At 51.9% G+C, this 26,113-nt stretch carries 17 protein-coding genes and 2 pseudogenes; 13 read left to right on the forward strand and 6 right to left on the reverse strand.

The window, feature by feature from the left end; genetic code table 11:
• Window positions 1-780 precede the first annotated feature (780 nt).
• Together APR53_04915 and APR53_04920 are read right to left on the reverse strand one after the other, a co-directional pair.
• Entirely contained in the window at window positions 781-1,638 is an 858-nt protein-coding gene (locus APR53_04915; protein KQC03552.1) for a hypothetical protein, read from the reverse strand.
• A 383-nt stretch (window positions 1,639-2,021) separates the two neighbouring features.
• Entirely contained in the window at window positions 2,022-2,651 is a 630-nt protein-coding gene (locus APR53_04920) for a glutamine amidotransferase (protein ID KQC03537.1), read from the reverse strand.
• 332 nt (window positions 2,652-2,983) lie between these two features.
• On the opposite strand from APR53_04920, the gene APR53_04925 reads away from it, so the two are divergent.
• On the forward strand, window positions 2,984-3,574 hold the full coding sequence (locus tag APR53_04925; GenBank protein ID KQC03538.1) for a hypothetical protein: 591 nt from the start codon (window positions 2,984-2,986) through the stop codon (window positions 3,572-3,574).
• A gap of 408 nt (window positions 3,575-3,982) precedes the next feature.
• On the opposite strand, the gene APR53_04930 is transcribed toward APR53_04925, so the two are convergent.
• Complete coding sequence (locus APR53_04930; protein KQC03539.1) at window positions 3,983-4,411, reverse strand: hypothetical protein; 429 nt, start codon at window positions 4,409-4,411, stop codon at window positions 3,983-3,985.
• Window positions 4,412-4,556: 145 nt separating this feature from the next.
• On the opposite strand from APR53_04930, the gene APR53_04935 reads away from it, so the two are divergent.
• From APR53_04935 to APR53_04980, 10 genes are all read left to right on the forward strand, one after another.
• Window positions 4,557-5,120 carry a Holliday junction resolvase gene (locus APR53_04935; GenBank protein KQC03540.1) on the forward strand — a complete coding sequence of 188 codons (564 nt, stop codon included), beginning with the start codon at window positions 4,557-4,559 and terminating at the stop codon, window positions 5,118-5,120.
• Between the two features lie 571 nt (window positions 5,121-5,691).
• Entirely contained in the window at window positions 5,692-6,042 is a 351-nt protein-coding gene (locus tag APR53_04940) for a hypothetical protein (GenBank protein ID KQC03541.1), read from the forward strand.
• A complete protein-coding gene (locus tag APR53_04945) occupies window positions 6,039-8,849 on the forward strand; it encodes a hypothetical protein (GenBank protein ID KQC03542.1) in 2,811 nt (936 codons plus the stop codon). The genes APR53_04940 and APR53_04945 overlap by 4 nt, the downstream gene beginning before the upstream one ends.
• A 458-nt stretch (window positions 8,850-9,307) precedes the next feature.
• Window positions 9,308-10,807, forward strand: coding sequence for a hypothetical protein (locus tag APR53_04950; protein KQC03543.1), 1,500 nt, complete (start codon window positions 9,308-9,310; stop codon window positions 10,805-10,807).
• 2 nt (window positions 10,808-10,809) lie between these two features.
• Window positions 10,810-13,170: a phosphoadenosine phosphosulfate reductase gene (locus APR53_04955; protein ID KQC03553.1), complete on the forward strand. Its 2,361-nt coding sequence runs from the start codon at window positions 10,810-10,812 to the stop codon at window positions 13,168-13,170.
• Window positions 13,163-17,323, forward strand: a complete 4,161-nt coding sequence (locus APR53_04960; protein ID KQC03544.1) for a hypothetical protein — start codon at window positions 13,163-13,165, stop codon at window positions 17,321-17,323. The genes APR53_04955 and APR53_04960 overlap by 8 nt, the downstream gene beginning before the upstream one ends.
• A gap of 1 nt (window position 17,324) precedes the next feature.
• The gene (locus tag APR53_04965; GenBank protein ID KQC03545.1) at window positions 17,325-19,565 is read left to right on the forward strand and encodes a hypothetical protein; all 2,241 of its coding nucleotides are present in this window, start codon (window positions 17,325-17,327) and stop codon (window positions 19,563-19,565) included.
• Between the two features lie 12 nt (window positions 19,566-19,577).
• Window positions 19,578-21,065, forward strand: coding sequence for an ATP-dependent protease (locus tag APR53_04970; GenBank protein ID KQC03546.1), 1,488 nt, complete (start codon window positions 19,578-19,580; stop codon window positions 21,063-21,065).
• A gap of 4 nt (window positions 21,066-21,069) precedes the next feature.
• Window positions 21,070-21,267 carry a hypothetical protein gene (locus APR53_04975; GenBank protein ID KQC03547.1) on the forward strand — a complete coding sequence of 66 codons (198 nt, stop codon included), beginning with the start codon at window positions 21,070-21,072 and terminating at the stop codon, window positions 21,265-21,267.
• Window positions 21,268-21,276: 9 nt separating this feature from the next.
• Window positions 21,277-22,434, forward strand: a complete 1,158-nt coding sequence (locus APR53_04980; GenBank protein KQC03548.1) for a hypothetical protein — start codon at window positions 21,277-21,279, stop codon at window positions 22,432-22,434.
• Here the strand turns inward: APR53_04980 and APR53_04985 are convergent.
• The 3 genes and pseudogenes from APR53_04985 to cdc6 all read right to left on the reverse strand — a co-directional run bounded on the left by APR53_04985 (window position 22,424) and on the right by cdc6 (window position 24,684).
• On the reverse strand, window positions 22,424-22,918 hold the full coding sequence (locus tag APR53_04985) for a hypothetical protein (GenBank protein KQC03549.1): 495 nt from the start codon (window positions 22,916-22,918) through the stop codon (window positions 22,424-22,426). The genes APR53_04980 and APR53_04985 overlap by 11 nt on opposite strands.
• 7 nt (window positions 22,919-22,925) lie before the next feature.
• Window positions 22,926-23,255, reverse strand: a pseudogene (locus APR53_04990).
• 301 nt (window positions 23,256-23,556) lie between these two features.
• Complete coding sequence (gene cdc6, locus APR53_04995) at window positions 23,557-24,684, reverse strand: cell division control protein 6 (GenBank protein ID KQC03550.1); 1,128 nt, start codon at window positions 24,682-24,684, stop codon at window positions 23,557-23,559.
• Window positions 24,685-24,731: 47 nt separating this feature from the next.
• Between cdc6 and APR53_05000 the strand changes: the two genes are divergently transcribed.
• Complete coding sequence (locus tag APR53_05000) at window positions 24,732-25,325, forward strand: hypothetical protein (GenBank protein KQC03551.1); 594 nt, start codon at window positions 24,732-24,734, stop codon at window positions 25,323-25,325.
• Window positions 25,326-25,712: 387 nt separating this feature from the next.
• Window positions 25,713-26,113, forward strand: a pseudogene (locus tag APR53_05005).

The following is a 26,113-nucleotide window of genomic DNA, read 5'->3' on the forward strand; positions in this document are numbered from 1 at the left end:
AAATACATTTTTTCATTCAATGGTTCAGTTATAATAGAGATCGGTTTACGTGTAAAATATTGCTCATCTATGTGTCTATTATAACCTTGTTCTAAGTGTTCTTCAAATCTCTCTAAAAAGCGATAATCTTCCTCTAAACCAAACTCTTTTAATTTAATATAACTAACACTATGTTCTTCAACACCAGGGAAATTCTTTTTTATTTTTTGACTCGTATCAAAAAGGCTCAAATATGATAATGCTTCAATTGAATTCAATAATTCAACAATAGATTTAACTGAAAATTTATTATGTTTAAAATAAATAGTTAAATTTGGATTTTCACTTTCCGTTGATGCTTTTTCTATACTTATAAATACCATATCAGAAATATTGCTCCTATATATATTAATGATCACTATTTATTTCGCGACATCCTCGGCCACATCTCGGCCCACTCCCAACATAGGCCCAGTATCCGTGGATCAGAGAAATTAAAGCCAGATTAATACCGCACAACAGTGAGGTGAAGAAAAGCCGGACCCAGATCCGATAGACAGCAGGCCCCGGAAGTGTCCGATATCGACGGGTTGTTCGGGGAGCTGGAGAGGGTGTGCCGGCCTGTTGGGTAGTTGGTGTGGGTGCGGCCATCGCCAGACCCTGTACTGCCACAGATTTCCGGATCAGGAACCTTTTGTTCCCGGTTCAGGAACATTTCGTTCCCCTATCGTCACTTTTTTATTACGTCGCGGGCGCCGGAAGCATGCAAAATGGTATGAACAAATTTCACGGGCCGAAATCTCAGTACACACCCTCACCGGCGGTCAGCACGCCGGTTACCGGGTACGTGCCGTTGCAGGGCCCGGTAAACGCGTGCGACAGCTGCTCCCGGTACGAATTCGACCGCCAGCCCAGCACCCACCACTGATTTGTTCCCTGCAATCCGGTGGCAATCGAGAGCACATTCTCCTCATCGGCATCGTACGAGAGGATAAACGGCACCTCGACGACGTAGCCTGACGCTCCATTGCGCACATAGATGCCGTCAACCATTCCTCCGGTGACATTCCCGAGATCCCCGGTGATCCGGTACGGGAGGAACAACGCCTCCGATTGGAGGGGCTCGCGGGTGTCGATCTCGTGGTCGACGTCGGAATCGTACAGGTGCAGCTCCATGGCGACCAGCTCCGGCGTTGCATTCGAGTAGTGATCAGCATAGACGTACGTCGGCGGAGGCGGCAGCTCCGACTCGTTCCGGCCCGGCAGGATCATGATAGGCTCGATATGGCTCCGGTAGATGGGATCGATACGGTCGGCCGCGATATGCAGCATGGGAATGCCGTCGACCTCCTGTATCCCGACGGCAATCTCGCCGGCTCGGTCGAAATTGGAGAAGCTCACGAGGGAGAGGTTCAGGACGGTCTCTTTCCTGCCGGTAGCCGGGTTGTACCGCGACGGAACGGGAAGCAGCAGCGAGACGTTTTCGATGGGCCCGGTGGTCGAGAGCGACAGGTCGTACATGTAGACGGCCTCGCGGCTCTCTTCCGCCGACTGGCTGAGCTGGTAGCCGACGAAGACCACGAACGCAACCGCGAGGATGGCCATAATGACGACCAGCGCGAGAAGGATTTTCCCGAGCAGTTTGAGAAGGGGGCCCATTGTCCGGGAGATTGTAAGAAAAAAGGGATAAGGGTTTTGATTTCTCCTGTCGGTCGAGCTGAATGCAATTACTGCCAAAAAAATTCCTGCATTCCTTTTCGTGAAAGATCGGGCTGCTATCTCCCGATCAGGAAAGCCTCCTCGTCGTTATCCCGTGCCATCATCCAACGGTACATTTTTCAGTTATGTATGCTCTGTTGAAATCCTTCCCCCAACGCGCTCAGGGGAAGTGCGAGAATGACTACGGTTTCGATCTTTTGAGATGCCCTGATACCGTCATTCTCCACGGGGCGGGGATCGACAGACCCCGGGCACCCGTGATTCCATCACCATCCAATGCCCATCCGATCAGGTTATCACCAGAGCCAGAATTTCCTTTTTTGTTATTGAGAAGGCAGGGATGCCATGAGGGCATAGAAAAATTCCGGTTTCCTTGACGTAAAGAGCCCGTACCATGCGTCGAGGGTTGCGGGATTCATGACATCCAGTTTCCTGAATATGCTGCAGGCAAATTCAACCGGTGCAAGCCCGGTTGCCGTGATAAGGTTCCCGTCTGTCACGGTAGGCTCTGTCCGGTAAAATTGCTCTCCTTTGTATCCGGGGCAGAACATTTTGAGCGCTTCGGGATCATTGCTGGTGTGCGGCCGGTTGTCAAGCAGCCCGGCATTGGCCAGGCCGAGGGTAGCCCCGCAGATTGCTGCAACAACCATCTCCTGCTCAAGGAGCGTGTCTACCATGTTGATAATCGACGCATGGGCGGGATCAAGCCAGGTGTCTGCGCCGGGCAGGAGCAGGAGATCTCCTTTTTTGGCCCTGATATTCTCAATGATGATATCCGGTGTCAACTTCAGTCCGCCCATCGTCGTTATCGTGTCCAGGGATTTTCCGCACAGGACGACATCGTACTTCAGCGACGCGTCTTTGAGGTACCTCCCGGAATGGAGTTCGCCAAGGGCATGGCCGGTTTCCCAGTCGGCAAGCGTATCAAGGATATAGAGATAGAGTGTCGGCATTTGGCATCACTACGCCATCAACACTTGGCAGGATGGGATATCAATTTTACTTCCCGAAATTACCGGCAATTTAAAAAAAGTGCTCTGTTGAAATCTGAAACTAAAAAGGGGTAGACCGACGACCGAAAAGATCTACGGTACAGTGGCTCTTTTGATCTATCAGCCCTCGCCGGGTGGTGCCTGCTCTTTCACTTCTTCAGGACCGATCCCCCCAGGTGGTTCGTACTTCGAAGGCCGGTGCGGAAGGATGGGGTGGTGGTTCAAGCGGATACCAGGCCGATCCGTCTCTCAGGCATCTTTATTCAGGATCCCGGCGAAACCTCCCTTCACGCATGGACGAATCTGTCTATAAATACGCCCTCCTCGGGCTCCTGGTGCTGTTTTTCTTAGTGAGGGGACCCTATGTCTACCGATCGCGGATCCGGAAGACAGCCGTGAAACGGAGCACTCCCGTCGATCGCATGCTCATGCTGCTCGCCACGGTGGGCATGGTCGGCCTGCCGCTCGTCTACTCCCTCACCGCCTTCCTGGACCCCTTCTCGATCGCACTGCCCGATAGCGTCCGCCTCGCCGGGGCGGCCGTTTACCTCGCCGCTCTGGCGCTCATGGTCATGGTGCTCCGCGAGCTCGGGGGGGACTGGTCCATGCAGGTGGAGCTCAAGGACAACCACCGGCTGGTCACCTCCGGCCCCTACCGCTATGTCCGCCACCCCATGTACACCGCCTTTACCCTGATGATGGCAGGCCAGCTCCTGCTCTCCGCCAACTGGTTGCTGGGCTTCTTCGGCATCGCCGCATGGACGCTCCTCTGCATCGTCCGCATCCCTCATGAAGAGGCGATGATGCTCGAGGAGTTCGGCGACGAGTACCGAACCTACGGCGAGGGAACCGGCCGGCTCGTGCCCAGATTCGGACAGGGGTGAGGGGCGGCGATAGGCCGGCACCTAATTTTTCATATGCATCGATAATCTATCGCATCATACTTCCGGATGGTTTCCAGCTCCAGCGCCATCCAGAGCTTCTTTTTCACCGGGTCGATGCGGGCCCGGTGGCCCTTCCCGTACTCCTGCCAGGCAAGGTAGGCTTTCGTATCCCCGGGTCTGGCCCCGCCACAACCCCAATACCTAATCCAGATTAGTACTAATCATGATTAGGGCCTTCGTCGACAGCGTGAAAGAGCGGCGGATATTGACGAAGAGCAGCAGAAACAGGCTGGCGGCTAATCATCTGTCCGGCCGGTGGTGCAGCGGGAAGACGAGGTTTACCGGGCCCATGCAGGGAAAATAAGAAACTATCTCCTTCTTTAAAGATTTCGCCCGATCCCGGATCCCTCACTCCCGCAAATATTTCCCGCCGACCGGGACGAACCGCTCCGGCTTCTGCACCGTCTCATACTGCCGGATATTCTCCAGCTCCAGCGCCATCCAGAGCTTTTTCTTTGCCGGGCCGGCACGTGAGCGGTGGCCCTTCCAGCGTTCCTGCCCTTCGAGATACTCTTTGGTCTCCTCGCGGGTCAAGAACACCGCATCGCCAAAGGTGTCGAAGAAAGAGAGCGGATTTTCGGAGAGCAGGATGAGCCGGATCGTGGCCTCGCCCGCATAGCCGGTATCCTCGTGCGACTGGTAAAAGACCAGCTTCATGCCGCGTTTGAGCTCTTTAAAGACCGTGGCCGGCTTGATGAAGACGGTCTTTCCTCCCTCGAAAAAGCGGGACATGTAGTGTTTCGGGACGGGGAAGGCGGCCCCGGTGATGGTGCTCATATTGTGATATCGCTATCAAGCGCTATTAAGATTGTACGTTAAGTTCACCCGCAATTCGCAATCGGAAAGGGCCGTTCATTGTAATATCGCTAAAAACCAGTTGGAAAGGACTATCTCTCGAAATACGATACAATAATCCGATAAAATGATTGAATGGATTATAATTCTTTTACTTGTCCTCGCCGTTTGCGTATTATTTTATAAGTATTCAAAGATTCAGGGCCAAATCGAACAGAGAGCGAGAGAAATATTCGAATCCTGGCGTACTCAGGAACGTGAAGACATCGATAAATGGAAACAAAATGAGCTTGAACGGCTCTCTGATGAAAAAGGGAAAATCCAGTTTGAAAACTGGAAAACAAATGAAGAAAAAAACATACGATCCGATGCAATAATGCGCAGTCAATCAGTTACCCGTGGAAAAGTCACGGAGTGCCTGATTCCTTTCTTCCCTGATTTTCCCTACAATCCGAAGGATGCACGGTTTTTAGGTACCCCTGTTGATCTCATTATCTTTGATGGGCTGTCGGATAGCGATGACGTAAAGGAAGTGGCATTTATAGAGATTAAAACAGGAAAGACCGCTAATTTAAGTAAACGAGAACGTGCGGTTAAAGAATGCATCAAAGACGGGCGTGTTCGGTATTATACGATCCACCAGTCATTTGATGGAAACGCCAATCAGCTCCTCGATATGGAAGTGAAATGATCTTTCTTTTATCAATCGATTTTTTTATTTGACTTTTGATTTTTCTCACCTGACTATTTCCCTTTCACCAAGCGGGCCTTTTCTTTAAATCCCCCTATCCTCAATCTTTCTCCGTGCGGGGGCCTGCCGGCCATCAACCACCATTTTCCGGCCGGCTGCACAATCCCGCACAGGAGAAATGTCAATGAACACGATACGAAACACCATCCCCGGCCAACGTCCCAGACCGGCCAGAACAACTGGGACCGAAGAACGAACAGTCAGAAAACCACCCCACCGAAGCGAGGCGAACACATGCAAAATCCGATAGACGGCAGCCCCGAAAATGAACCGTGCGCCAACACAAATCCATGCAGGACTGCCAACACCACTTCACCGCGAAAGGGGATAAGCCCAGCGGCGGGCCCGACGGTCCATACTCCCGAGCCGGTGCCGCTCTACCTTATTCCCCAGACGCTTTCGAAGGAGATCCACCGTTTCGGCGGGGCCATCTCCGAGATGCACATCCGGCGGAGCGGGAGCCACAACTACCGCATCACGATCACGGCAGCAAGCGGGCAGGGTGAAAAGCATGGAGCGTGAGCCCGGCACCCTCACCCTCGGCAGGCACGACGTGTTGCACATCGCCGTCAAGGCCGGGCACTACCAGATAGCCCACAGGGATGTGAGGAACCTCCTCTTTTACGGGAGGGTGGTTCCGCTGATCCAGGTCGGGCCCGCGGCAGACGACAAAACGGCCGACATTCCGATCGTCATCGAAGGCCATGCGGCGGTGAACAGCGGCGGAAAAGCAGTCACGATCCACACCCGGAAGGGGAGCTACATCATCCCGCTCGTAAGCTTCCGGCGGGTGGCGAGGGGCGAAGCGGTTTCCGCACCGCTCTTCCCCCTCATCCCCGACTACACGGGAGGCCCTGCATGAGCGGGGAGATCCGAAACCTCCTCTCCCTCCTTTTTCCGGCCGGCGGCGTCGTCGAGGTCCGGGCGCTCGGCGAGTATGCGACGCATTCCGGCTACTTCGACGACTTCGACGCCCTCGCGGAGAAAGCGGCGTTTCTCGACCGGCTCGACGAGGTGCAGGGCGTCTACGTGACCCTCAACGAGGTGAACCCGGCCCTCCTCTCCCGCCGGGCGAACCGCATCAAATTGAAGCTCGGGAGAAAGGACGCGACGACCGCCGACGCCGACATCACCCGGCGCCGCTGGCTCCCGGTGGACCTCGACCCGGTCCGGCCGAGCGGGGTCTCCTCCTCGGCCGAAGAGCACGCCGCGGCACTCGAGCGGGCGGACCGAATCGCCGACTGGCTATCAGGGCAGGGATTCCCCGAGCCCATCCGGGCCGACTCGGGAAACGGGGCCCACCTGCTCTACGCAATCGATCTTCCGAATGACGACGCGGCGACCGCACTCGTGAAGGCCTGCCTCGCCACCATTGACGCCCTGTTTTCCGATCCAGTGGTGACGGTCGATACCGCGAACTTCAACGCGTCAAGGATCTGGAAGCTCTACGGCACGACCTCGAAGAAGGGCGACAACACCCCCGACCGGCCGCACAGGACAGCCCGGCTGCTCAGTGTGCCGGACGAGATGACGACTGTACCGGTGGAGCGGCTGCAGCATCTCGCCGGCCTCCTCACGCGGGACGAGCCGAAGCCCCCGAAGAAGGCCGCGGGCGGCATCGACCTCCGCGGCTGGCTCCGTGATCACGGCCTCGCGGTCCGGAGCGAACGGCCGTGGCAGGGGGGCACCCTCTTCGTGCTCGAAGAGTGCCCGTTCTCACCGGCACATTCGGACGGGGCGTTTGCCATCCAGTTCGGAAACGGCGCCGTCTTCGCCGGGTGCCACCACGCCTCCTGCGGCGGCGGCAGCCAGCGGTGGCCCGAGCTCCGGGACCGCTATGAGCCGCGGGAGAAGCGGACGAAGAAGCAGCAGGAGAAGTCGCCGCCTCCCGCCCCGGACCCGGCTTCTACCGAACACCGCGAGCAGGCCCTCGCAATTCTCCGGGAGGGCGACCCGCTCTCCTTCCTGCTCGACACGTTCAACCGCGAGCATGTCGGCGACCGCATCGTGGCCGAGTGCCTCATCATGTCGGTCGCCTCGCAGTCGGTCGCGAACACGAAAGGGCTGCACGTCGCCATCTCCGGCAACTCCGGCAAAGGCAAGACCCACGCCTGCAACGCGATGCTCGCCCTCCTCCCGGAGCACTACCGGCTGAAGGGAACGGTCTCGAACAAGGCCCTCTTCTACCACGAATCCCTCCGGCCCGGCACCGTGCTCCTCTTCGACGACGTCAGCCTCTCGGACGACATGCAGGAACTCCTCAAGTCCGCGACCGCGAACTTCAAAGAGCCAATCGAGCACCGGACGCTCACCGCCGACCGGCAGCTCCGGCTCTGCACCATTCCTCCGCGCTGCGTCTGGTGGCTCGCCAAGGTCGAGAGCGTCGGCGACGACCAGGTGATGAACCGGATGCTCACGGTCTGGATCGACGACTCCAAGGAGCAGGACCGGGCGGTGCTCGAGCACATGAAGCTGGCCGAGGCGCAACGCCGCGGGGACGGACAAACAGATACCGGTATTTCCGTCTGCCGGGCGATATGGGAGGTGATCAAAGAGCAGATCCTTCACGTCCGCATCCCGTTTTCACCGCGGATCTGCTTTCTCGCGGCCAACAACCGCAGGAACCCCGCGATGCTCTTCGACCTCATCAAGTGCCATGCGCTCCTGCACGCCTTCCAGCGGGAGCGGGACGAGGACGGGAGCCTCATCGCCGACCGTGAGGACTTCGAGTATGCCCGCCGGCTCTTCATCGCGATCAGCAACGATGCCGGGGGGCAGGAGACGAAGCAGACCAGAAACGAAGCCGCAGCGCTCGCGACGATCGCGAAGATGGGCCTCGAGATCTTCACCGTCAAGCAGCTGCAGCACGCCCTCGGCCTCTCCTACCATAAGACCTACAAACTGCTCCACGGCTACACCAACAGCAAAACGGCCTACGCCGGCATCCTCGATAAGTGCCCGGCGGTGAGCCTCATCGACGCGACGGTGGCCGAAGAGGTCTGCGGGATCGAACTCAAGCGGCGGGAGCATTACTTCTCGTTCGACCTCGGGATCTACCGCGAGTGGATGGCGAAGCCGGATGTCTGGCTCGAGGAGGAAGAGCCGGATGATGAGGACAATGACAATCCCTCGGATGATTCCACCCTCGCACCCGGTTTACACCCGGAAAGTGAAAACCAAACGGCGGGAAGCGGAGCCTGTCGTGACGAGCATTCTTGTAAAGAAGTACAGTATAGAGAGAAGTGTACAGATAGTAAGGGAAGTTTACACTCGATCGGGAGAACACACGGCATGCCCGATCAGTTACCGGGGCCGGGGACGTGCCTCTGTGAATCCGGCGGGAGTGCAAACGAAGAAACAAAACGGACCTGCACGCCGCAGGTGCCGGATCCGGGGGCCCTGCGGGATGCTTTGCGTTGCACACGCGAAGTGGAAGCGAAGAAAACGGGTGCAAAAGTGCAAACCGCACGATCGCCGGGGAAGGTCCTGCCGCTCCCCGGCCTGCTGGACCACCGGGAGTTTGAGCGGGTGAGCACGGAGCTGGGGAGGTGCCGGATCTGTGACGGGGCCCGGGCGGTGTACCGTGCGGAGGATTTGCAGACGTGTATTTGCGAAGGGTGTTATGGCCGGCTGGTAAGGGAATGGAATGCGGGGGAGGGGGTTCGGTGATCGAACTTCCCTTTGTTTTTGATCCGCTGCAGGGCCCGGCGGTGGTGCCCGGGATGGCCGACGATCAGGATGGATTCGTCGTCGAATCCATCAATTAAAGGCGTATTTCAGGTATAATAGTGATAATACAAGGATATTGTAGTTGAAATTGTAGGGAGCGATTATTTTACTGCGAATTGTGGGTCCATGAAAAACCTATATATTATTTCTAAATGAAACCGTAATATAATAATTATATTTACAGCTTATCTCCTATCTACCACCTTTAATCCAGAATGTGGACGACCATTACATGTACACTGCAGCATTGAATAACACCACGAAGTGTTTTTTTTTACGTTCTGTCAGTATGAGGTCCAAAATTAAATATATGGAAGAATCGATTGCTAAGTTTGGTAGTGCTAACAAAGATATAAGAAGTGTGTCGCTGGTAGCCCCACATCGAATTGAGCTGACGGATGAAACTTGATGCCGAAGGCGATCCCCCTCTGTTCGAGGAGGTATTCCCACATCGAATTGAGCTGACGGATGAAACCCTGTCAGCATCGGTTTTGCACGTTACCACACTTGATCAGTCAGTCATCGACAAACTAGCGCAAATCCTTTCAAAGCACTTTGCAAATGGGTTTAGGATTAACTCTCCGATTGAGTTGGCGCGTTTTAGATCTTTTGCTGCAGAAGATTGGGGCGAGGAAATCTTGCTGCCTGACGAGGATCTAAAAAGTTATCTCGCGGGTTGCGGAACTACCTTCGATGGCAAAGTCTACGCTGTATCGGCTCAGACAAAAGAACGAATCAGGGAACTGGTGGGGGAATACTTCGCCGACGGCGCACAAGCCATATTTTTTGCCGAGTTTTATGCCAAGAACGAGAACTGGCTGTTCGGGGCAAGCGTGGTCTCCGAAGATATGCTTATTGGCATACTCCGAATGCTGTTCCCAACGTTGTCTTTCACGCAGACCTATTTTGGCTATACAGATGCTTCCGTCTTTGCCGTTCTTGAGAGTGAGATCCTCCGTGTGTGGGGCGACGATGTACTGCTGACCTATAAGCAACTTGCAAAACGTTTACATTACGTACCTCTTGACCGGATAAAATACGCCCTTGGTCAGAACGGCAACTTCATCTGGAGTAGTGTAGAGACCTTCTCGCACGTCAGCCGAATCGACATCACCGACGAGGAACGGGAAGCAATCCGAGAAGCCGCCGTTCGAGAGTGCAACGCTTTTGGCTATGTTTCAATTACAGACTTGCCTTTCGGGGAAATCGAGGATCGCAACTACGAACTATCTATTACGGCGGTTCATAACGCTGTTTACCTCATCTGCCTGTTGGATAAGTTTGACAAGAAAGGCAAAATCGTCACGCGCAAAGGCGATGTTTTTGACGCTCTGAGCATCATGAAAAAATACTGCCGAACCATCGACAAATGTTCACTCGATGACTTGCTGAACATCGAGAAGGAACTGACAGGCGAGGTTCGCCGTCGGATACCACTGGAGGCCGGCAACACCATTCTGGTTCGTATCAATAAAGACACCTATGTTGCAGACAAGTACGTTCACTTTAACGTCGATATAATCGATGAAGCGATCGAGTTGTTTGTTAAGGGAGACTATCTTCCGCTTAAATCATTCACGGTTTTTGGGGCATTCCCCGACTGCGGGCAGGAGTGGAACTTGTTCCTGCTTGAAAGCTACTGCCGACGCTTCAGTCGGAGGTTTCGCTTCGATACCCCGACGGCCAACTCGCGAAATGCCGGAGTGGTCATCCGTAAAAGCTGCGGGATGGACTACACGGAGATTATGACTGACGCTGTGGTGAATGCCGACATCCCCTTTAATGACACCGTCATCGGTAAGTTCCTGTACGAGAATGGGTACACGGGCAGAAGCACAACCGCTAAAGTTGGCGAAATCATAGATAAGGTGAAAGCCATACGAGAAAGGAGGGATTGAAGATATATTCGTATACCTACGACAAAAAAACGGGCGGGATACTTCTTAATTCCTCACCGACAGGGTTTTCAAAAGAACCCCGTCCGGTTTACGCACCCGAATTGGACGTGCTGGGCTTAGATAAGTATTGGAAGTACGACAAACAGACCGACAGTCCATATATGTGGGCGGAGGCGAACAACTACTACTATCGAGGGACGCTTGTCGCAAAGCTGAAAGGCGGCAACATCTACACTGCTCCTGAAATTATCATTCCGAACGGAGAGGATGGTAACCCGATAACGCCAGAGCCAGAAGGCATATCGCTTCGCCCTATTGACATAGAGGCAATGGTGGAGGCAAACCGTGAAATGCTTGAAATCATCGAGCAGACCACGGTTAAAAAAATCTTGGCCATCTACACCAAATACAAGAACAAAATCGACTGTTTCCATGTGGCGTTTTCGGGCGGAAAGGACAGTTGTGTCCTACTCGACCTTGTAAAGAAAGCCTTGCCCAAAGGTAGCTTCGTTGTGGTGTTTGGCGACACTGGTATGGAGTTTCCAGACACCTACGAGGCGATCGGGAAAACAGAACAGCAGTGTGTTAAGGACGAAATACCGTTTTACGTCGCCAAGTCCCACCTTGACCCGAAAGAGTCGTGGGAGCTATTCGGTCCTCCGTCGCGCACATTACGTTGGTGTTGTTCGGTGCATAAAAGCACCCCGCAAACGCTGAAGCTGAGAGAAGTGACCGGCAAAAACGATTTTATTGGTCTTGATTTTGTTGGGGTTCGGGCGCAGGAGAGCATTGCTCGAAGTACATACAAGTACGAAAACTATGGCGCAAAACAAAAGGGTCAGTTTAGCCATAACTCAATACTTGAGTGGACATCCGCGGAGATTTGGCTGTATATATATTCGAACGATGTGTTGATTAACGAGACCTATAAAAAGGGCAACGGTCGTGCCGGATGTTTGTTTTGTCCTATGTCGTCTGGAGGAACGAGTGGCTACTTGCGGCGAGTAAGCTATTCGGCAGAGATCGACAGTTATATCGATTTAATTAAAAAAAAACACGACGGGGACAAGCGAAAGAAAAGCAACACTGAATCGTATATCCTAAACGGCGGTTGGAACGCGAGAAAGAATGGTCGTGAGTTATCGAACAATACGTTCCGATGTATTGAAAAGACTACAAACGGGATTCTGACAATAACCATTACAGCCCCTGAGTCCGACTGGCTGGAATGGATGAAAACACTTGGAGACTTACACGGTGAAAACGGTGATTACTACGTCCAATTTGAAGGCGAACGCATATGTTTTTCTGTTAAGGCTACAAAGAACGGATACATTGTAACGATACCCGAAGCTGTACTGAAAGAAAGACCTAGATTCGGGAAGATATTCCGGCAAGTATTCAGAAAAGCCTCGTATTGCAAAGGTTGTCGAGTTTGTGAAACGAACTGTCGAAGCGGATGTATAAGTTTTGTTGACGGCAAAGTCAGAATAAACAACTGTATCCAGTGTCACGAATGCCATGCAATCGATAGCGGCTGTCTATTGTTTCATTCGTTACGACATCCACAAGGAGGAGGAAAATCAATGAAAAAAAGCCTAAACTCATTCGCCGACCACGCTCCGAAGCCAGAGTGGTTACGATCATTCTTTGAACTGAAGGATACGTTCTTTTCGGATCATACTCTGGGACCGATGATGTTCGATATGTTTAGGCGTTTCCTTAGGGACGCTTCCTTAAATGAGAAGAACCACTTTACGCCGTTTGCAGAGTTAATTTCACAAATAGGATGGGAAACAGAGACTGCACAAGGTTTGATTCTTATCAACCTTGTCGCCGAAAACCCACAGATTGGGTGGTATGTCAAAAACTTTGATGTCGGCAGAGTCTATGCACGTCAGTTCGTTGAAGATAAGTTGACCTCCGAGGAGGGAGTTAAACCGAAAGATGCTAAGTCAATCGCCAAATCCTACAAGCGTCTGGTCGAAACACCGCTCGGCACTAGCCTGCACTGGGGATTCGTCACCGAGGACGGTGACCTCGTTCGCACAAAATGTTCCGTGAGCGACCCACGCGTGGTACTATATGGCTTGTTCAAGTTTGCGGAGAAGTGTAACGACTACAAAGAGTTCACGCTAGCTACACTCCTAAACGACAGCATCGACCGCGACGGCATAAGCCCTACACGCATCTTCGGGCTTGACCGCGACGATATGACGCCCATACTTTTAGGGCTGTCAGCAAAATACCCTGAGTTCATCACCGCGTCGTTCACACACGACCTTGAGAAGATAACACTTGCGAAAGACAAGTCGTCCCAAGATGTACTGGACTTGTTTAAGGAGGAGGTAGCAAATGGCTAACAACAAATACCGCGAATATTTTGACATTGACGATAGGTATTTCCCTTGCATCGACGATGCGGCAATCAATGCCGGTGCTCCTTGGGAAAATACCTATCCGCACAACACGTTCATTGATATGCTCACCGAGATGGAGCGTGCCTTGGCGCGGCAAAATAACGGCAGAACGCTCTGGATTGAAGGCGCATACGGAACCGGAAAGTCGCAGTGTGCCTATGCCCTGCGAAAAATCCTTGAAGTGCCGGAGGCGGAACTTTGTGCCTACTGGGACAGGTACGATGCGCTCAAAAATAAAACCGACCTGCTTGAAAAGCTGATTGGCCATAAGAAAAAGGGAATCGTTGTGGCTCATCGATATGCCTCTGGCGGCATTATGTCGGCACGTGATCTTTTCTTTGCCATACAAGAAAGCGTGAAATCCGCTCTTGTACAACAGAACGTGTCTTATCTTGGCGAGAATACGCTTAAGGATAGTATTGTTGCTTGGCTTGAAGATACAGACCACAAGCTGATGTTCAACAGTCTGCTGCAAAATCCTGACAAGGAATGGAGGGCGTTATTCTCCCAGTCAACCGCTGATGAAGTGCTGAATACGCTTCGCAAGAACGGCGAAGTTAAGTCTTTGGTGGATAATATCTTCCGTCTTGCAGATAAAGAGGGTATAACCGCGTTGACCATTGATTCAGACAGGCTTATTGCCTGGCTGACGGACATTATTGACCGCAACAATGTAAGAATTGTCTTTATTTGGGACGAATTCTCCGATTACTTCAAGAACAACTCCGAGAGCCTTTCGGAGTTTCAAAGGGTTGCTGCTCTGGTACAGAACAAGCCCTTTTACTTCATTGTAGTAACACACGAGCCTCAGAGAATATATGTAGAGGAAAACGACAAGGGGACTCAATTTAAGGTAAGCGACCGTTTTATATCAATACCCATTGTCCTGCCCGATAACATCGCGTTTGATCTCATCGGTCACGCTTTCAATGTAAAATATGCCGCCAAGTCGCAGTGGGACATCCTTGCTGACGACCTGAACGACCGAGTAAAAAACTCTCGTTCCAAGGTTATGGGGGTTGCAAAGATTGGCAACCCACAGGTGATGAAGGATATTATGCCGATCCACCCGATGGCGGCATTGCTTCTCAAAAACATAGCCTCCGCCTTCAAGTCTAACCAGAGAAGCATGTTTGACTTCATCAAGTCCTCAAACACGGACGATGTGAAGGCGTTCCAATGGTTCATTGAAAATACGGGTCCTTTTGACGACCATCCGCTTCTTACGGTGGATCTGTTATGGAACTTTTTCTACGAGAAAGGCCGGGATAACCTTACATCAGACATCCGCCTGATACTGGATACCTTTCCGCAGCAGCAGAATTTGCGTGAGGATGAGAAAGCTGTTCTGAAAGCCATCCTCATTATGCAGGCGATTGACAAGCGGATCCGCGGCGAGATTGATCTGTTCAAAACGACCGATCAGAACCTCAGTTATGCCTTTGAGGGCATACCTGACCTGGAGGGAACCAAATCCGCCAATCTTGCGAAAGGGCTTAGGGAAAAAGGCATCCTCGTTTCCACTCCGATAAGCGGCGGACGGTATGCGTATGCGGCCGCCGTGCTTGCGGGAGACCAAGCCAAAATCGACGAGCACAAAAAAAATGTACGAAGGAACAGCACAACCTTGAAACTTGTGACCGAGGGTGGACTTTCTACCGTTTTATCGCTTTCTCCTGCTCTTCGCCTGCGATTTGAGTCGGAGCCGGGTTCAGGAAAAATCACACCCGTGACTGCCGCAGATTTTACACGTACAATCAATATACTCCGCGATAAAGCCACTCGGTGGAATTTCCACGCCATTATCGCCTTTGCCAAGGATGAGGCAGAGGCGGCTACCTTCCGAAAGACTCTTAGAGCAGCGGTCGCCGATAAGCAATACGAAAGCATCGTGTTCATCGATGCGCTGTCAACTCCACTTGGCTCCGAAGCGTTCGAGCAATACGTGGACTATTCTGCAATGGCGATGTACTACCAAGGGAGCAACAACACCTCGTCGAGGGAAAGTACTGATAAGGCAAAGCGCGTTTTAGACCAAGACTGGAAAAACCGTATCTACAACGGTCAGTTTATCGTGTATACCTATGCCAATAAGGAAGGCGAAAAACTCGGAAACGGTCAAGGCGTGGCAAGCGTTCTTCAGACGATTGTTACAACAAAATTCCCGTATGCATTCGATTTTGCAAAGGGGCTCACGGAAAGCCAGTTGAAGATAACTCCTACTATGAAACAGTCGGCAAAGGCAGGGATTACGCAAGCCACGAGCGGTGTTGTTGTCGGCGTTGAAAACCATGTGTTGCGGACTGTATGGAAGATTGATAATTATTGGGAAAACCCGACAACTTCTTCCTTGCCGATCTCGAAAATTAAGGTTGAGGTCGACAAACGCATTAAAAGCGCGTTCGACACCGACGGGCAAATTTCGATAGGCGAAATTTGTGATTTCCTTCAGGATACTTATGGTTTTCCTCCGTGCAATCTCTCATCGTTCATTGCGGGGTTCCTCTTGAAAGAATACGGTAGCCAGCCTTTCCGTTACAGCGATTCATCCGGCGGTCACGAGCAGATGATGCCGGACAAACTTGCGGAGATGCTGGGTAACTACATCGGCAAATCCCCGAAACCGACCTATATCGTAAAGATGACTGCCGACGAAATGGCGTTTTATGATCTCACCGAAAAGGCGTGGGGTATCCAGCCAAATTCGTGTTCATCTGCGGGTCAAGCAGCTATTGCGGTAACTACCAAAATGCGTGAATTGAATTTGCCTGTATGGTGTCTTGAAGAAGTGGATACAGTCGGCATCTTCGATGTGGTTCAGAAATACATTGAACTCGTTCAAAAGGAAGGCACCGAAGCTCACAAAAAAGCAGTTGAAATCGGAAAGATTGCATCCGTAAAACCATCCCTCGCCGATAGCTTGTTTGACTTGCTCAAAAGCGAGAATTGCCAGAAAGGTATGCGCGAATATCTCCATTCCTTTGAAGGCGGTAAGTTCATGGAACTCGCCAGGGCAATTGATGCCGAGAACAATGTGCTTACCGATATTCGCCGCCTGTTCGGAGTAAAGTACTCATGCTTGTGGGATAAACAGACCGGCGAGGAAGAAATCCATAAACTGCTGACCGAGTACAGTGTAGTCAAGGAGAGCAACGCTATCCTGAATGTTTCGGCCCATTCCTTGACAGAAACGCTCAAAGAGTGGCGTGAGCGGTTGAAGTTCATCGGCATCTCATGCGATGCTTTACGCGTAAAGTACCCTGCGTTGGAAAAAGTTCTCTACACGCTCTTGAAAATCTGCAAGCAAGAGGACATATTGCCCGACCAGTTAAAGGCATTCCATTCAGAACTTGTGGCGCACGGTGCGGAAATTAGGGATTTGTTGAATAACGACAGACGCGTCTTTGCTGAGGTTTATGAGCCGTACCTTGAAGACCTTAGTGATAACGATATCGCCGATATTAAGAGTAAACTGCAAACAGGCTTATATGAATTGCCGAAAACCGACTGTAACGTCAAAGTGAAAGAGGCTGCAGAAGAATTCCGAAAGAATCAGTTGAAGTCGCAACTCTTTCGCTTGTGGAAAGACAAGACGGGAACGAGAAATCCGCGCGAATGGTCGAGCCGCTACAGGACGCCCATCCTATGCTGTGTCTCCGAGACCGAGTTTGAGAAGGCTAAAAAAGCATTTGAAACCCTTAACCGCAATGGGGGAACGGATGCCGAAATCAAAGCATCACTTGCTTTTCTGGAATCCACTACTCTGTTTGATGTCCTTGCGGATGATGATAAGCGGAACACAGCATTCAACCGGGGTATCGTTGGCGAATACAGTGCGTTGCTTCCAGACCTTGATAAGGTAAGGGATACCCTGGACCTCCTTTCCGTCGATACTTACGATTGGCGTGATAATCCGAGTGTTCCAATAAAGGTGAAACAACTTGCCGAAGCCGAGTACAACGCGGGTGGCAGCGACGAGGTTCTTCAGAAAATCGATGAGATGGACGATGCCCAATTAAAAAAATATCTCAAACAGCTTGTCAGGGACAACATTACGGTCGGCATTGAAATACTGGCGAATAGAGGCGGAAAATAGAATGCAAATCGATCTGGTAAAGAGATACTTGACATCTTCTGTCAAGACGCCATATTTCCTGTTTATCAGCGACGATCAGTACAAGACCGCCATTGACGAGTTGTCGGTGTTAGGTCTTGATTTTGTACAGATGAGCGGCTTCTGCGGCGGCGATGACAAACTGCCGGACATCGACGGGCTGTTCACCTATATCGAAGCGGCTGATGTAAACGCAAAAGGCAAAAAGTTTGTTGTGACGGGGCTCGGCGAATACCTCGCACTCCGCGGAGATGGTGAAGCCTCTCGTACTCTGTCGCGGTTGAAAGACCTTAGTGTCGGGGGTGCAAAAGTTGTGTTGCTCCTGCGAGGGCTTGCCTCCCAGATTGCCGGATTACAGACAGATCCTCGCTTTGATAACCGTCGGTTCAGCGTCGTTAATAAAGCGGAGTGTGACTTATCATTTACCCTTGCCGCCCAATCTGTCGGATTGTCGGCTTTATCGGGTTTCAAAGCATTACTTGCGGAACTTGAGAACGGTCGGTGCGGAAGTGTTGTCGTGAATACGGTAGTCAATCTCGATCAGGCAATATTCACTGTACACCAAATCAGCAATGCGTATGATGGCATTAAATTCTCCACAATGGGCTTTGCTTTGGCGCGTTCCTGCGGAAGCGACGCTCGTTGGGCGGAGTTGCTGACAGAACTCAACCAGAGCAACGGTTCGCTCGATGAGGTGTTCGAGAAGAATGGTCTTAGCAATAATCTGGAGTCCGATTTCTACACTCGCATTGCAGGGAACGATTACTGCAACTGGCTCTATTTTATCTGTTTGAAGAGCAAGACTGACACATTGCAGAATGGATACCTTCGGTTCGTTCTGGATAAGACGAGTCGCTTTGAGGATTTCGTTTCAAACATTTTGAACGCAATTATTGAAATCCCGCATACCGACAAACGGTTTTCATCATTTTATCGGGAGCGTAAAGCTCTAGTTGAAAAGTTCCCTGAGTCGGATATCGCAGACTTCGTGGTGAACAGTCGGCACGTGATGTCTGAAAGCATTTATAAGCTGACTGACGGTACAAGGGTGGAGCGCGAAGAAATTATCGCTTGGCTTTCACAAAACGGCTTAATTCCGGAACTTGATAGTATTTATCCCGCGTTGGCGGCTTATCTGAAAAAATACATCTTTAAAAGCCCGGAACTTGCGGACTTGCTGACTGAGTATTTCGAGGCGTACAGACGGCAAAAGTTATCTAACGAGCTTGAAAATGATTTTTTGGAGAAAGTCGATGAACTTGCCCGCACACGAAACTTCAACCGACTGCCTACGCGGAACGAAATTATCGACAGCGTGGATAAGAGTGACACTTTCCTGTATTGGCTCGATTCACTCGGCGTTGAATACTTAGGTTTAATTGAAGCTCTAGTTCAAAAACGTGGCCTATCAATTCGGGTTTATATCGCCCGTGCGGAACTGCCGACGATAACATCTATCAACCGCGACTTTTTCGATGCGTGGCAAGGTCCTAAGGAAAAGAACAATGAACTTGATAATACTAAACACAGCGACGAGGGCGGTTATAACTTCACCAATAATAAACTGCCTATCCACCTTGCTAAAGAGTTGGATATCATAGCGGCAATGATTGACAAGGCGGCTACGAAACTTGCGCTTAGGCATTGTAAACGCTTTCTGATTGTAAGCGACCACGGCGCATCACGGCTTGCTGTTTTGCGGCGTAAAGAGGAAAAGTACGATACCGACACCACAGGCGAACATTCGGGTCGCTGCTGTAAGCTGTTCCAGCCTTATGACATTCCGTTTGTCGCAGAGGAGAACGGATATCTCGTGCTTGCTGATTACGGTCGCTTCAAGGGAAGTCGCGCGGCGAATGTGGAAGTTCACGGCGGGGCATCATTAGAAGAGGTTGTCGTTCCTATTATCGAATTATCGTTGAGAGATGGAAGCGTAACGGTCAAACTGGTCGATGAAGTCGTGACTGTAGATTTCCGCACCGGCACGGAGATTAATCTGTTCTTTAACTCGCCGGTACAAGGTGTTTCCGTTGTTCTAAATGGGAAGCCCAATTCGGCCTCACAGATAGATGAAAATCACTACTCCGTAAAGCTGCCCGACACAAAACGGGCCGGCGAATATCCTGCGGAGGTTTACGCAGGCGACAACCTGATTGGTAATATTATGATTAAGGCGCAAGGCAAGAGCGGTAAAGTCAATGACGCTTTTGATGACTTGTTTTAGGAGGTGCCATAGATGAATGATAAACTGAGAAATTGCTTTGACGAAATGGTCGTGTATAAGGACCTCAAGAAAAGCAACTTCTTCTCCGCTCTGAGCCTGCCTTCTTTTATGCGTGATTGGCTCTTGAAGAAATTCGAGGACGAGAACGGTCACTTCGACTCCGACGAATTGCTTCGCTTTGTGCGGACTTACTTACCGCGCAAAGATGACTGGACTGCTATAAAGAATCAGGTGGTAATTGAACACGAGCGGGCGAAGTTCCTTGCCAAGGTGTCGGTTGATATCGACATCAAGACTGGGGGGGTGTCGTTTGCATTGCCCGATTTCGGGCTGACGAGTAAGGACACCATCATAGAGGACTCCGTTTGGCAAACCTGTAAGGATGACTTGGTACGCAGCCGCGAGACTTGGGGAATGGTCGAACTTGGCTATCGTCCACCCGATGACTACGACATGGCGTTTTCAAAAAACAAGGCAAAGGGCGCAAACAGGGGCAAAATCAAGCTGACGGCTTTTAAGACCTTCTGCCCCTACATGATTGATATAGACTACTACAAGGACGCGCGACGTGAGTTTACCACGGCGGAGTGGATTGATGTCCTGCTTGGCGCAGTAGACTACAATGCAAGCGGTTATCTCGGCGATGAGGAACAGAAACTCACGATGCTTACCCGCTTGCTGCCATTCGTTGAAAAGAGGCTGAACCTCATCGAACTTGCCCCCAAAGGAACTGGTAAGTCATATCTATTTGGTCGTGTTAGCCGCTTCGGATGGCTTTCGAGCGGTGGCGTTATGAGCCGCGCGAAAATGTTCTATGACCAGAATAAGCGTGCTGAGGGCTTGGTGTTCGGCAACGACTTCATAACTCTTGACGAAGTGCAAACCATTTCATTCACAAATGTGGACGAAATGCGCGCCGCTTTGAAAGGTTACCTTGAATCGGGAATTTTCACTGTCGGCAACTATGAGGGGACTGCTGAGGCAGGTGTAATCCTCTGTGGCAACATCAAAAAAGAAACGATGGATGAGGACGGCTTCGGCAATATGTTTGAGGAATTGCCGTCCGTCTTCCACGAATCAGCTTTGATAGAGCGTTTCCATGGCTTTATTAAGGGCTGGAATATTCCACGAATGAACGACGACCTCAAGATTGCTGGGTGGGCGTTGAATTCCGAATACTTCTGCTCGATTATGCACGAACTACGGGACGATATGAGTTATCGCGCTATCGTAGATGAGCTAATCGAAGTTCCTGAAGCGGCAGATACCCGCGATACTGAGGCGGTCAAGCGCATTGCCACGGCATATTTAAAATTGCTGTTCCCGCATGTCCGTAGCGCAAACGACATAACTGCCCGCGAGTTCAGGCGTTATTGTCTCGACAGAGCGCGAAAGATGAGGGATACAATTATGTACCAGTTGGGAAAGCTCGATGTGGAGTATCGAGGGAAAGACATCCCGGCGTTCAGCGTCAGACCTGACCCTGAAGAAGTGGGGTAATTGTGTGGAAAAGAAAAATTGTTATGTATGCGGGAAAGAAGCCCTGAGCAAAAACGAAATCGGGCTAACCAAAAAATTGCTCGATAAGAACTCCAGGCGATTTTATTGCCTTGATTGCCTTGCTGAGTATTTGGAAGTAGACACTGAGTTCTTGCTCGCCAAGGTTGAGGAATTTAAGGAGCAAGGATGCAAACAATTCTGAGGTAATGATATCGTGATTTATGCTGATAATGCCGCGACAACACGGATTTCCGACCGAGCATTTGAGCAGATGCTTCCGTTTTTACGAGAACAATACGGAAACGCATCCAGCCAGTATTCACTTGGGGCAAAATCCAAACGAGCCATAGAGCATGCTCGGAAACAAGTTGCGGCGGCCATCGGCGCAGAGGCGTCAGAAATCACATTTACCTCCGGTGGGTCGGAAGCGAACAGTTGGGTACTTCTCTGTGTTGCAGAAACTTACCGCAACGAGTCGATTCACATCATAACCTCAGCTATTGAACACCACTCTGTCCTGAACACTTGCCGTGCGCTTGAACAAGGTGGCGGCGTTGAGGTTACCTTCCTGCCTGTCGATGATAAAGGACGAGTTTCGATCGAGGATGTTGAGGCGGCAATAAAGCATAACACAAAACTGGTATCGATTATGCTTGCCAATAACGAAATCGGAACGATTCAACCGATTGCCCAGATTGGTGCCTTCCTTAAAGGGCAAGACATCCTGTTCCATACCGATGCTGTGCAAGCCGTCGGTCACATTCCTGTCGATGTTAATGATCTACGAGTCGACTTCTTAACCGCCTCTGCCCATAAGTTCAATGGGGCTAAAGGAACGGGTATCCTGTACAAGCGGTCAGGCTTAAATCTGCCACCGTTGGTATTCGGTGGCGAACAAGAGCGCGGGCTTCGCGCCGGAACAGAAAATGTTGCAGGAATAGTATCGGCGGGTTTCTCCATCGAGGAAAGTATTAGCGAAATGGCTGAGGAGGCAAAGCGATTAAGATCAATGGTTGAATTTACAGTAGAAGGTATAAAAGAAAAAATACCCTCTGTTAGGGTCAATGGAGATACCAAATTCCGTCTACCCGGCATAGTCAATCTCGGTTTTAATGGCATTTCAGGTGAGTCGCTTATGCATCTACTTGATTTGAAAGGTATTTGCGTGTCCACGAGTTCAGCTTGTTCCTCTGGCAAAGACGAGCCGTCGCATGTGCTTCTTGCGTTAGGCCTATCCGAACAGCAGGCGAAGTCGGCGATCCGCATTTCTTATGGCAGATATAACACCGCAGATGAGGCAAAGGTCATTGTAAAGGCTGTTTATGGTGCCTACGCAAAAATAATAGATTCCCAACTCCTCACGTATTAGGGAATATATCGAGTTTGAGTTTCTCGGCGATCCCCCGCACCTGCTTTGGGATCTCGGTCATTCGTTTCTCCTCCTCATAGATCACTGAATATACCTTTGAAAGTTTCAGGAAGAGTCCTTGCGGTGAGAGGTGCGCCGACAGCCCCGCCTGCTTGATCCGGTTCAGGATCCGGCAGTAGAGGTAGAGGCAGAGGAACCTGATAAAGATGTGGCCGAAGACAGCCGTAGCGTCCCGGAGATAGAGTTTGTCGGCCTGGATCAGGCTCTTAAACGCGGCGAAATGGTTCTCGACCAGGTTTCGGGACTTATAGAGGTCGTAGATCTCCTGCGGGGGTGCCGTGATCGAGGAGAGGATCAGGATCCTGTCGGCACGCTTCAGCCGCTGGTTCAGTGTCTCCCGGTCGATTGCTCCCTCTTCCAGCAGGCGGTAGAGGGTCTTTTGCTCTTCCACCGCGAGATCGGCGTCTTCGTAGAGATAGAGCATCAATGTATCAACCAATCACATCGGCTGCCGAACCGTCCCGAATGTGCCAGAGCCATCCTGCGATGTAGGCGGCCGAGTTGTCGAGCATCGGGAGAGCGATTTCACACATCGTGCAGACGAAGGCGGCACCCATCTCGGCCGTCAGTTCCTCGCGGCTGTATCCTTCGCTCCCGAACTGGATGGGGCCGGTGATGCCCGGCCGCTTCAGGCGGGTGGCGTGCCCAGTCCAGTGGATGAGTTCGTGGAAGAAGGCCGCGTAGTAAGTCTCAGGGCCCTCGAACCGCTCCATCCCCAGCATCTCGATCACATCCGGGCCGGGCAGGTAGGCAGGCTCGCCCATCCGCACTGTCAGCCGATCAGCCGCAGTTCGTCCGAGCTACCTCACCCGCTCGAAGAAGAGAGTATATCGTTGTCACCCGCCAGTGTCGCACAACATATTTTGTGGGACATGAAAACGCATTTGGTGTCCCACAAGTTTCGTTGTGGATTGCAGGCGACCCGCAATTGTTCCTCCGGTATTGTTTATGGATACTCTGGTACACACAAACGTCGTTGCGTATATCGGATCGGGGGTTCGATATACACAAACGACGTCGCCGGGACCGGAGTACGTACAGCCGTCCCCCATGAATCACAGATCACCCGCACGCCTCCATCACCTCCTCGGGCCCGTACCGCAGCACAATCTCCCGCGTCCTCCCCCGGCCGGGCCGCCGGTGCACATCAATCAGCCGCAGCTCGTCAAGCTTCCTCACCCGCTCGTAAAAGAGCGTGTAGCTCATCGGCATCCGCTCCTTCACCGCCGCATACACCGCCCCGGAGGCCATCTCCACCCCGCCGTCCCGGCTCAGCTCCGCGAGGAGCCGGAGCAGCAGCCGCTCCTCCGCGGTGAGCGTCTTCACCGTCGCCGCGAGATGTACGTGCTTCGCGACCGCAAAGGCCGCACACACGTCCTCCCGGACCACCTCCTTTCTCGCGTCCCGCTCGGCGGCGATCACCGCCTGCTTCACCAGCTCGAGGCCGACCCGGAGATCCCCGCAGCGCATCGTCTGCCGGACGACGAGGTCCAGCATCGCACCGGAAAGGACACCCGGAAAAAGCCCCTGCCGCGCCCGGCACAGGAGGATCTCCCGTATCTCTTCCTCATCGTAGGGGGAGAAGTAGAGCTCGTTCGGGCAAAAGACCGACATCACCGCCCCGTCGAGCTCCCGTGAAAAGTCCGTGTCCATCGTGGAGAGCGTCGCGATCACGCCTGCCCGGGCCCCGGGATACTCCTCGTAGAGCCGGAGAATCGAGTAGAGCACCGTGTTGAGGACGTGATCGTGCAGCAGGTAGTTTGCGTCGTCCAGGCAGACGACCAGCACCCGGCGGCTCCGGGCAAGCTCTTTTCCGATCTCGTGCATGATCCGCTTGAACGCGATCCCGGTGGTGGGCGGGATGTGGCCGAAGAGCCGGGCGAAGATCGTGGCGAATACCGCAAAGAGCGTCCGGTCGTTCTGGCAGTTCACGTACACCGGCACCACCCGCCGGGTCGTCTCCCCGACTTCGGCGAAGAGCCGCTTAACACTCGTCGTCTTCCCGGTGCCCGGCAGCCCCCGGAGCACCGTGTTCAGCGGCCGGGAGCCGTGGAGCACGGGCCTGATCGCGAAGGCGAGCTCCTTTAACTGCGCATCCCTGAACGGGAACTCGTCGGGCATGTGGTCGATCTCGAAGACGTCCCGGTCGCGGAAGAGGGTCTGGTCGGCCCGGAGGATATGGTTCATCATGACAAAAACGTCGGAAGGGGCATATTTAGGCGAGGTCCCCGTGGTTCGTGAAAGTGAAGGCCGTCGTCCGCATAGTTTCGCTCCCCGCACATCCAACCTTCATCTCCCCGATCGATCATCAGGGTATGATGCCGTTCTGGATCCCGTACTCATTCACGCACTATTCGTCGAGCTTCGCCGTCCTTATCGCCCCGGAGCACGCGCTCAGGTCCGGGCTCGAACGGGCCGTTTCACAACAGAAGGAGCCGCCGCTCTACCTCTGCAGGAACGCCCCCGATGTCCTGCCCGCACTCGGCCCGTTTTACTTCCTTGTCAGGCACCAGGAGATCCGGACGCTGTCTGAAATCTGCGGAATACTCGAAGAGACGGCGGCCCGGATGATCCTCATCGAATATTTCCCCGGAATGCTCGAAGAAGAGGAGGAGAGCTGCCGCCGGTTCGTCGAGGCCTGCCGGATGCAGGCACACGAGCGGGGAGCGGCCGTGCGGGTGATCGCGCTTACACCGGACGAGGCGCTGCTCCGGTTATCAGAAGAGGCGGACCGGATGTTTCTCTCGATACAGCCGGCCCTGCCGGCGAAGAAACAGCGGGAGAATATGGCAGTTCGCGACGACCGGCAAAATACTCTGGAAAATATGTAGTAATACTGCTATCACAACCCCAGATTGGCACTATCATCTCTTTCAGAATGAATAAAACCACGTGGGGGATAGAAGATATTCCCACTACTTGGCTTGGACAAACTTGCCGTTGGATATCTCTGTTAAGTAGTCTCGATTCTTTTCGAAATCTACCCTAATGTCCGCGGATCCAATCAAACGGATTCTATCTGTTTTCCATTTTATTAGGCCAAGCGGATGTTTACATCGCATCATGATTATTTACTCTAGATATAAAGCACATAAGAATATAAAAGACTTCTCTTCGCTTTAGTGTAGTCCGTCTCGTCTTTTTGATTTCCCTATTGTGAATTCTGACATTCAAGAATCTTCGAAATGATTAAATGTATTTTAGATCACAAATAATTTGTGAATGATGACCCAGAAGATAATAAAATAATTGAATATTTGCAGACTTGGTGGCATGTTGAAGAGATATACCAACCATATAAAGCTCGGAAAATTCGTCAAGTAATGGACATTGCAACAAATTCAGAAATCATCCCAATATCATTAGAACAAGAATTCGTAGGTTTGCGCGTCTTTGCAAGAAATTCTGGCAAGAAAGAGATTGCATTTTTAGAGAGAGATAGCGACGATGAATTTGCGATTGATTTAATACTAGGATCTCTGGACAATTTTCCAAATTATCTCAATCACTCCGGGGATCAAACACCACAACTAAAACATATTAAAATTGAGATCGAATGGATTGAAATTAAACCCATTATTATCGATCTTAAGGAATCTTTTTTTGATGTGATTAGACC

This window comes from Methanoculleus sp. SDB (assembly GCA_001412355.1).
In the GTDB taxonomy this organism is placed as follows: domain Archaea; phylum Halobacteriota; class Methanomicrobia; order Methanomicrobiales; family Methanomicrobiaceae; genus LKUD01.

Coding starts and splice junctions, on each gene's coding strand:
- APR53_04970 (KQC03546.1), top strand. CDS start 19,578: ATGAATGATAAACTGAGAAATTGCTTTGACGAAATGGTCGTGTATAAG.
- APR53_04945 (KQC03542.1), top strand. CDS start 6,039: ATGAGCGGGGAGATCCGAAACCTCCTCTCCCTCCTTTTTCCGGCCGGC.
- APR53_04915 (KQC03552.1), bottom strand. CDS start 1,638: ATGGGCCCCCTTCTCAAACTGCTCGGGAAAATCCTTCTCGCGCTGGTC.
- APR53_04935 (KQC03540.1), top strand. CDS start 4,557: ATGATTGAATGGATTATAATTCTTTTACTTGTCCTCGCCGTTTGCGTA.
- APR53_04920 (KQC03537.1), bottom strand. CDS start 2,651: ATGCCGACACTCTATCTCTATATCCTTGATACGCTTGCCGACTGGGAA.
- APR53_04965 (KQC03545.1), top strand. CDS start 17,325: ATGCAAATCGATCTGGTAAAGAGATACTTGACATCTTCTGTCAAGACG.
- APR53_04925 (KQC03538.1), top strand. CDS start 2,984: ATGGACGAATCTGTCTATAAATACGCCCTCCTCGGGCTCCTGGTGCTG.
- APR53_04960 (KQC03544.1), top strand. CDS start 13,163: ATGGCTAACAACAAATACCGCGAATATTTTGACATTGACGATAGGTAT.
- APR53_04930 (KQC03539.1), bottom strand. CDS start 4,411: ATGAGCACCATCACCGGGGCCGCCTTCCCCGTCCCGAAACACTACATG.
- cdc6 (KQC03550.1), bottom strand. CDS start 24,684: ATGATGAACCATATCCTCCGGGCCGACCAGACCCTCTTCCGCGACCGG.
- APR53_04985 (KQC03549.1), bottom strand. CDS start 22,918: ATGCTCTATCTCTACGAAGACGCCGATCTCGCGGTGGAAGAGCAAAAG.
- APR53_04950 (KQC03543.1), top strand. CDS start 9,308: ATGAAACTTGATGCCGAAGGCGATCCCCCTCTGTTCGAGGAGGTATTC.
- APR53_04940 (KQC03541.1), top strand. CDS start 5,692: ATGGAGCGTGAGCCCGGCACCCTCACCCTCGGCAGGCACGACGTGTTG.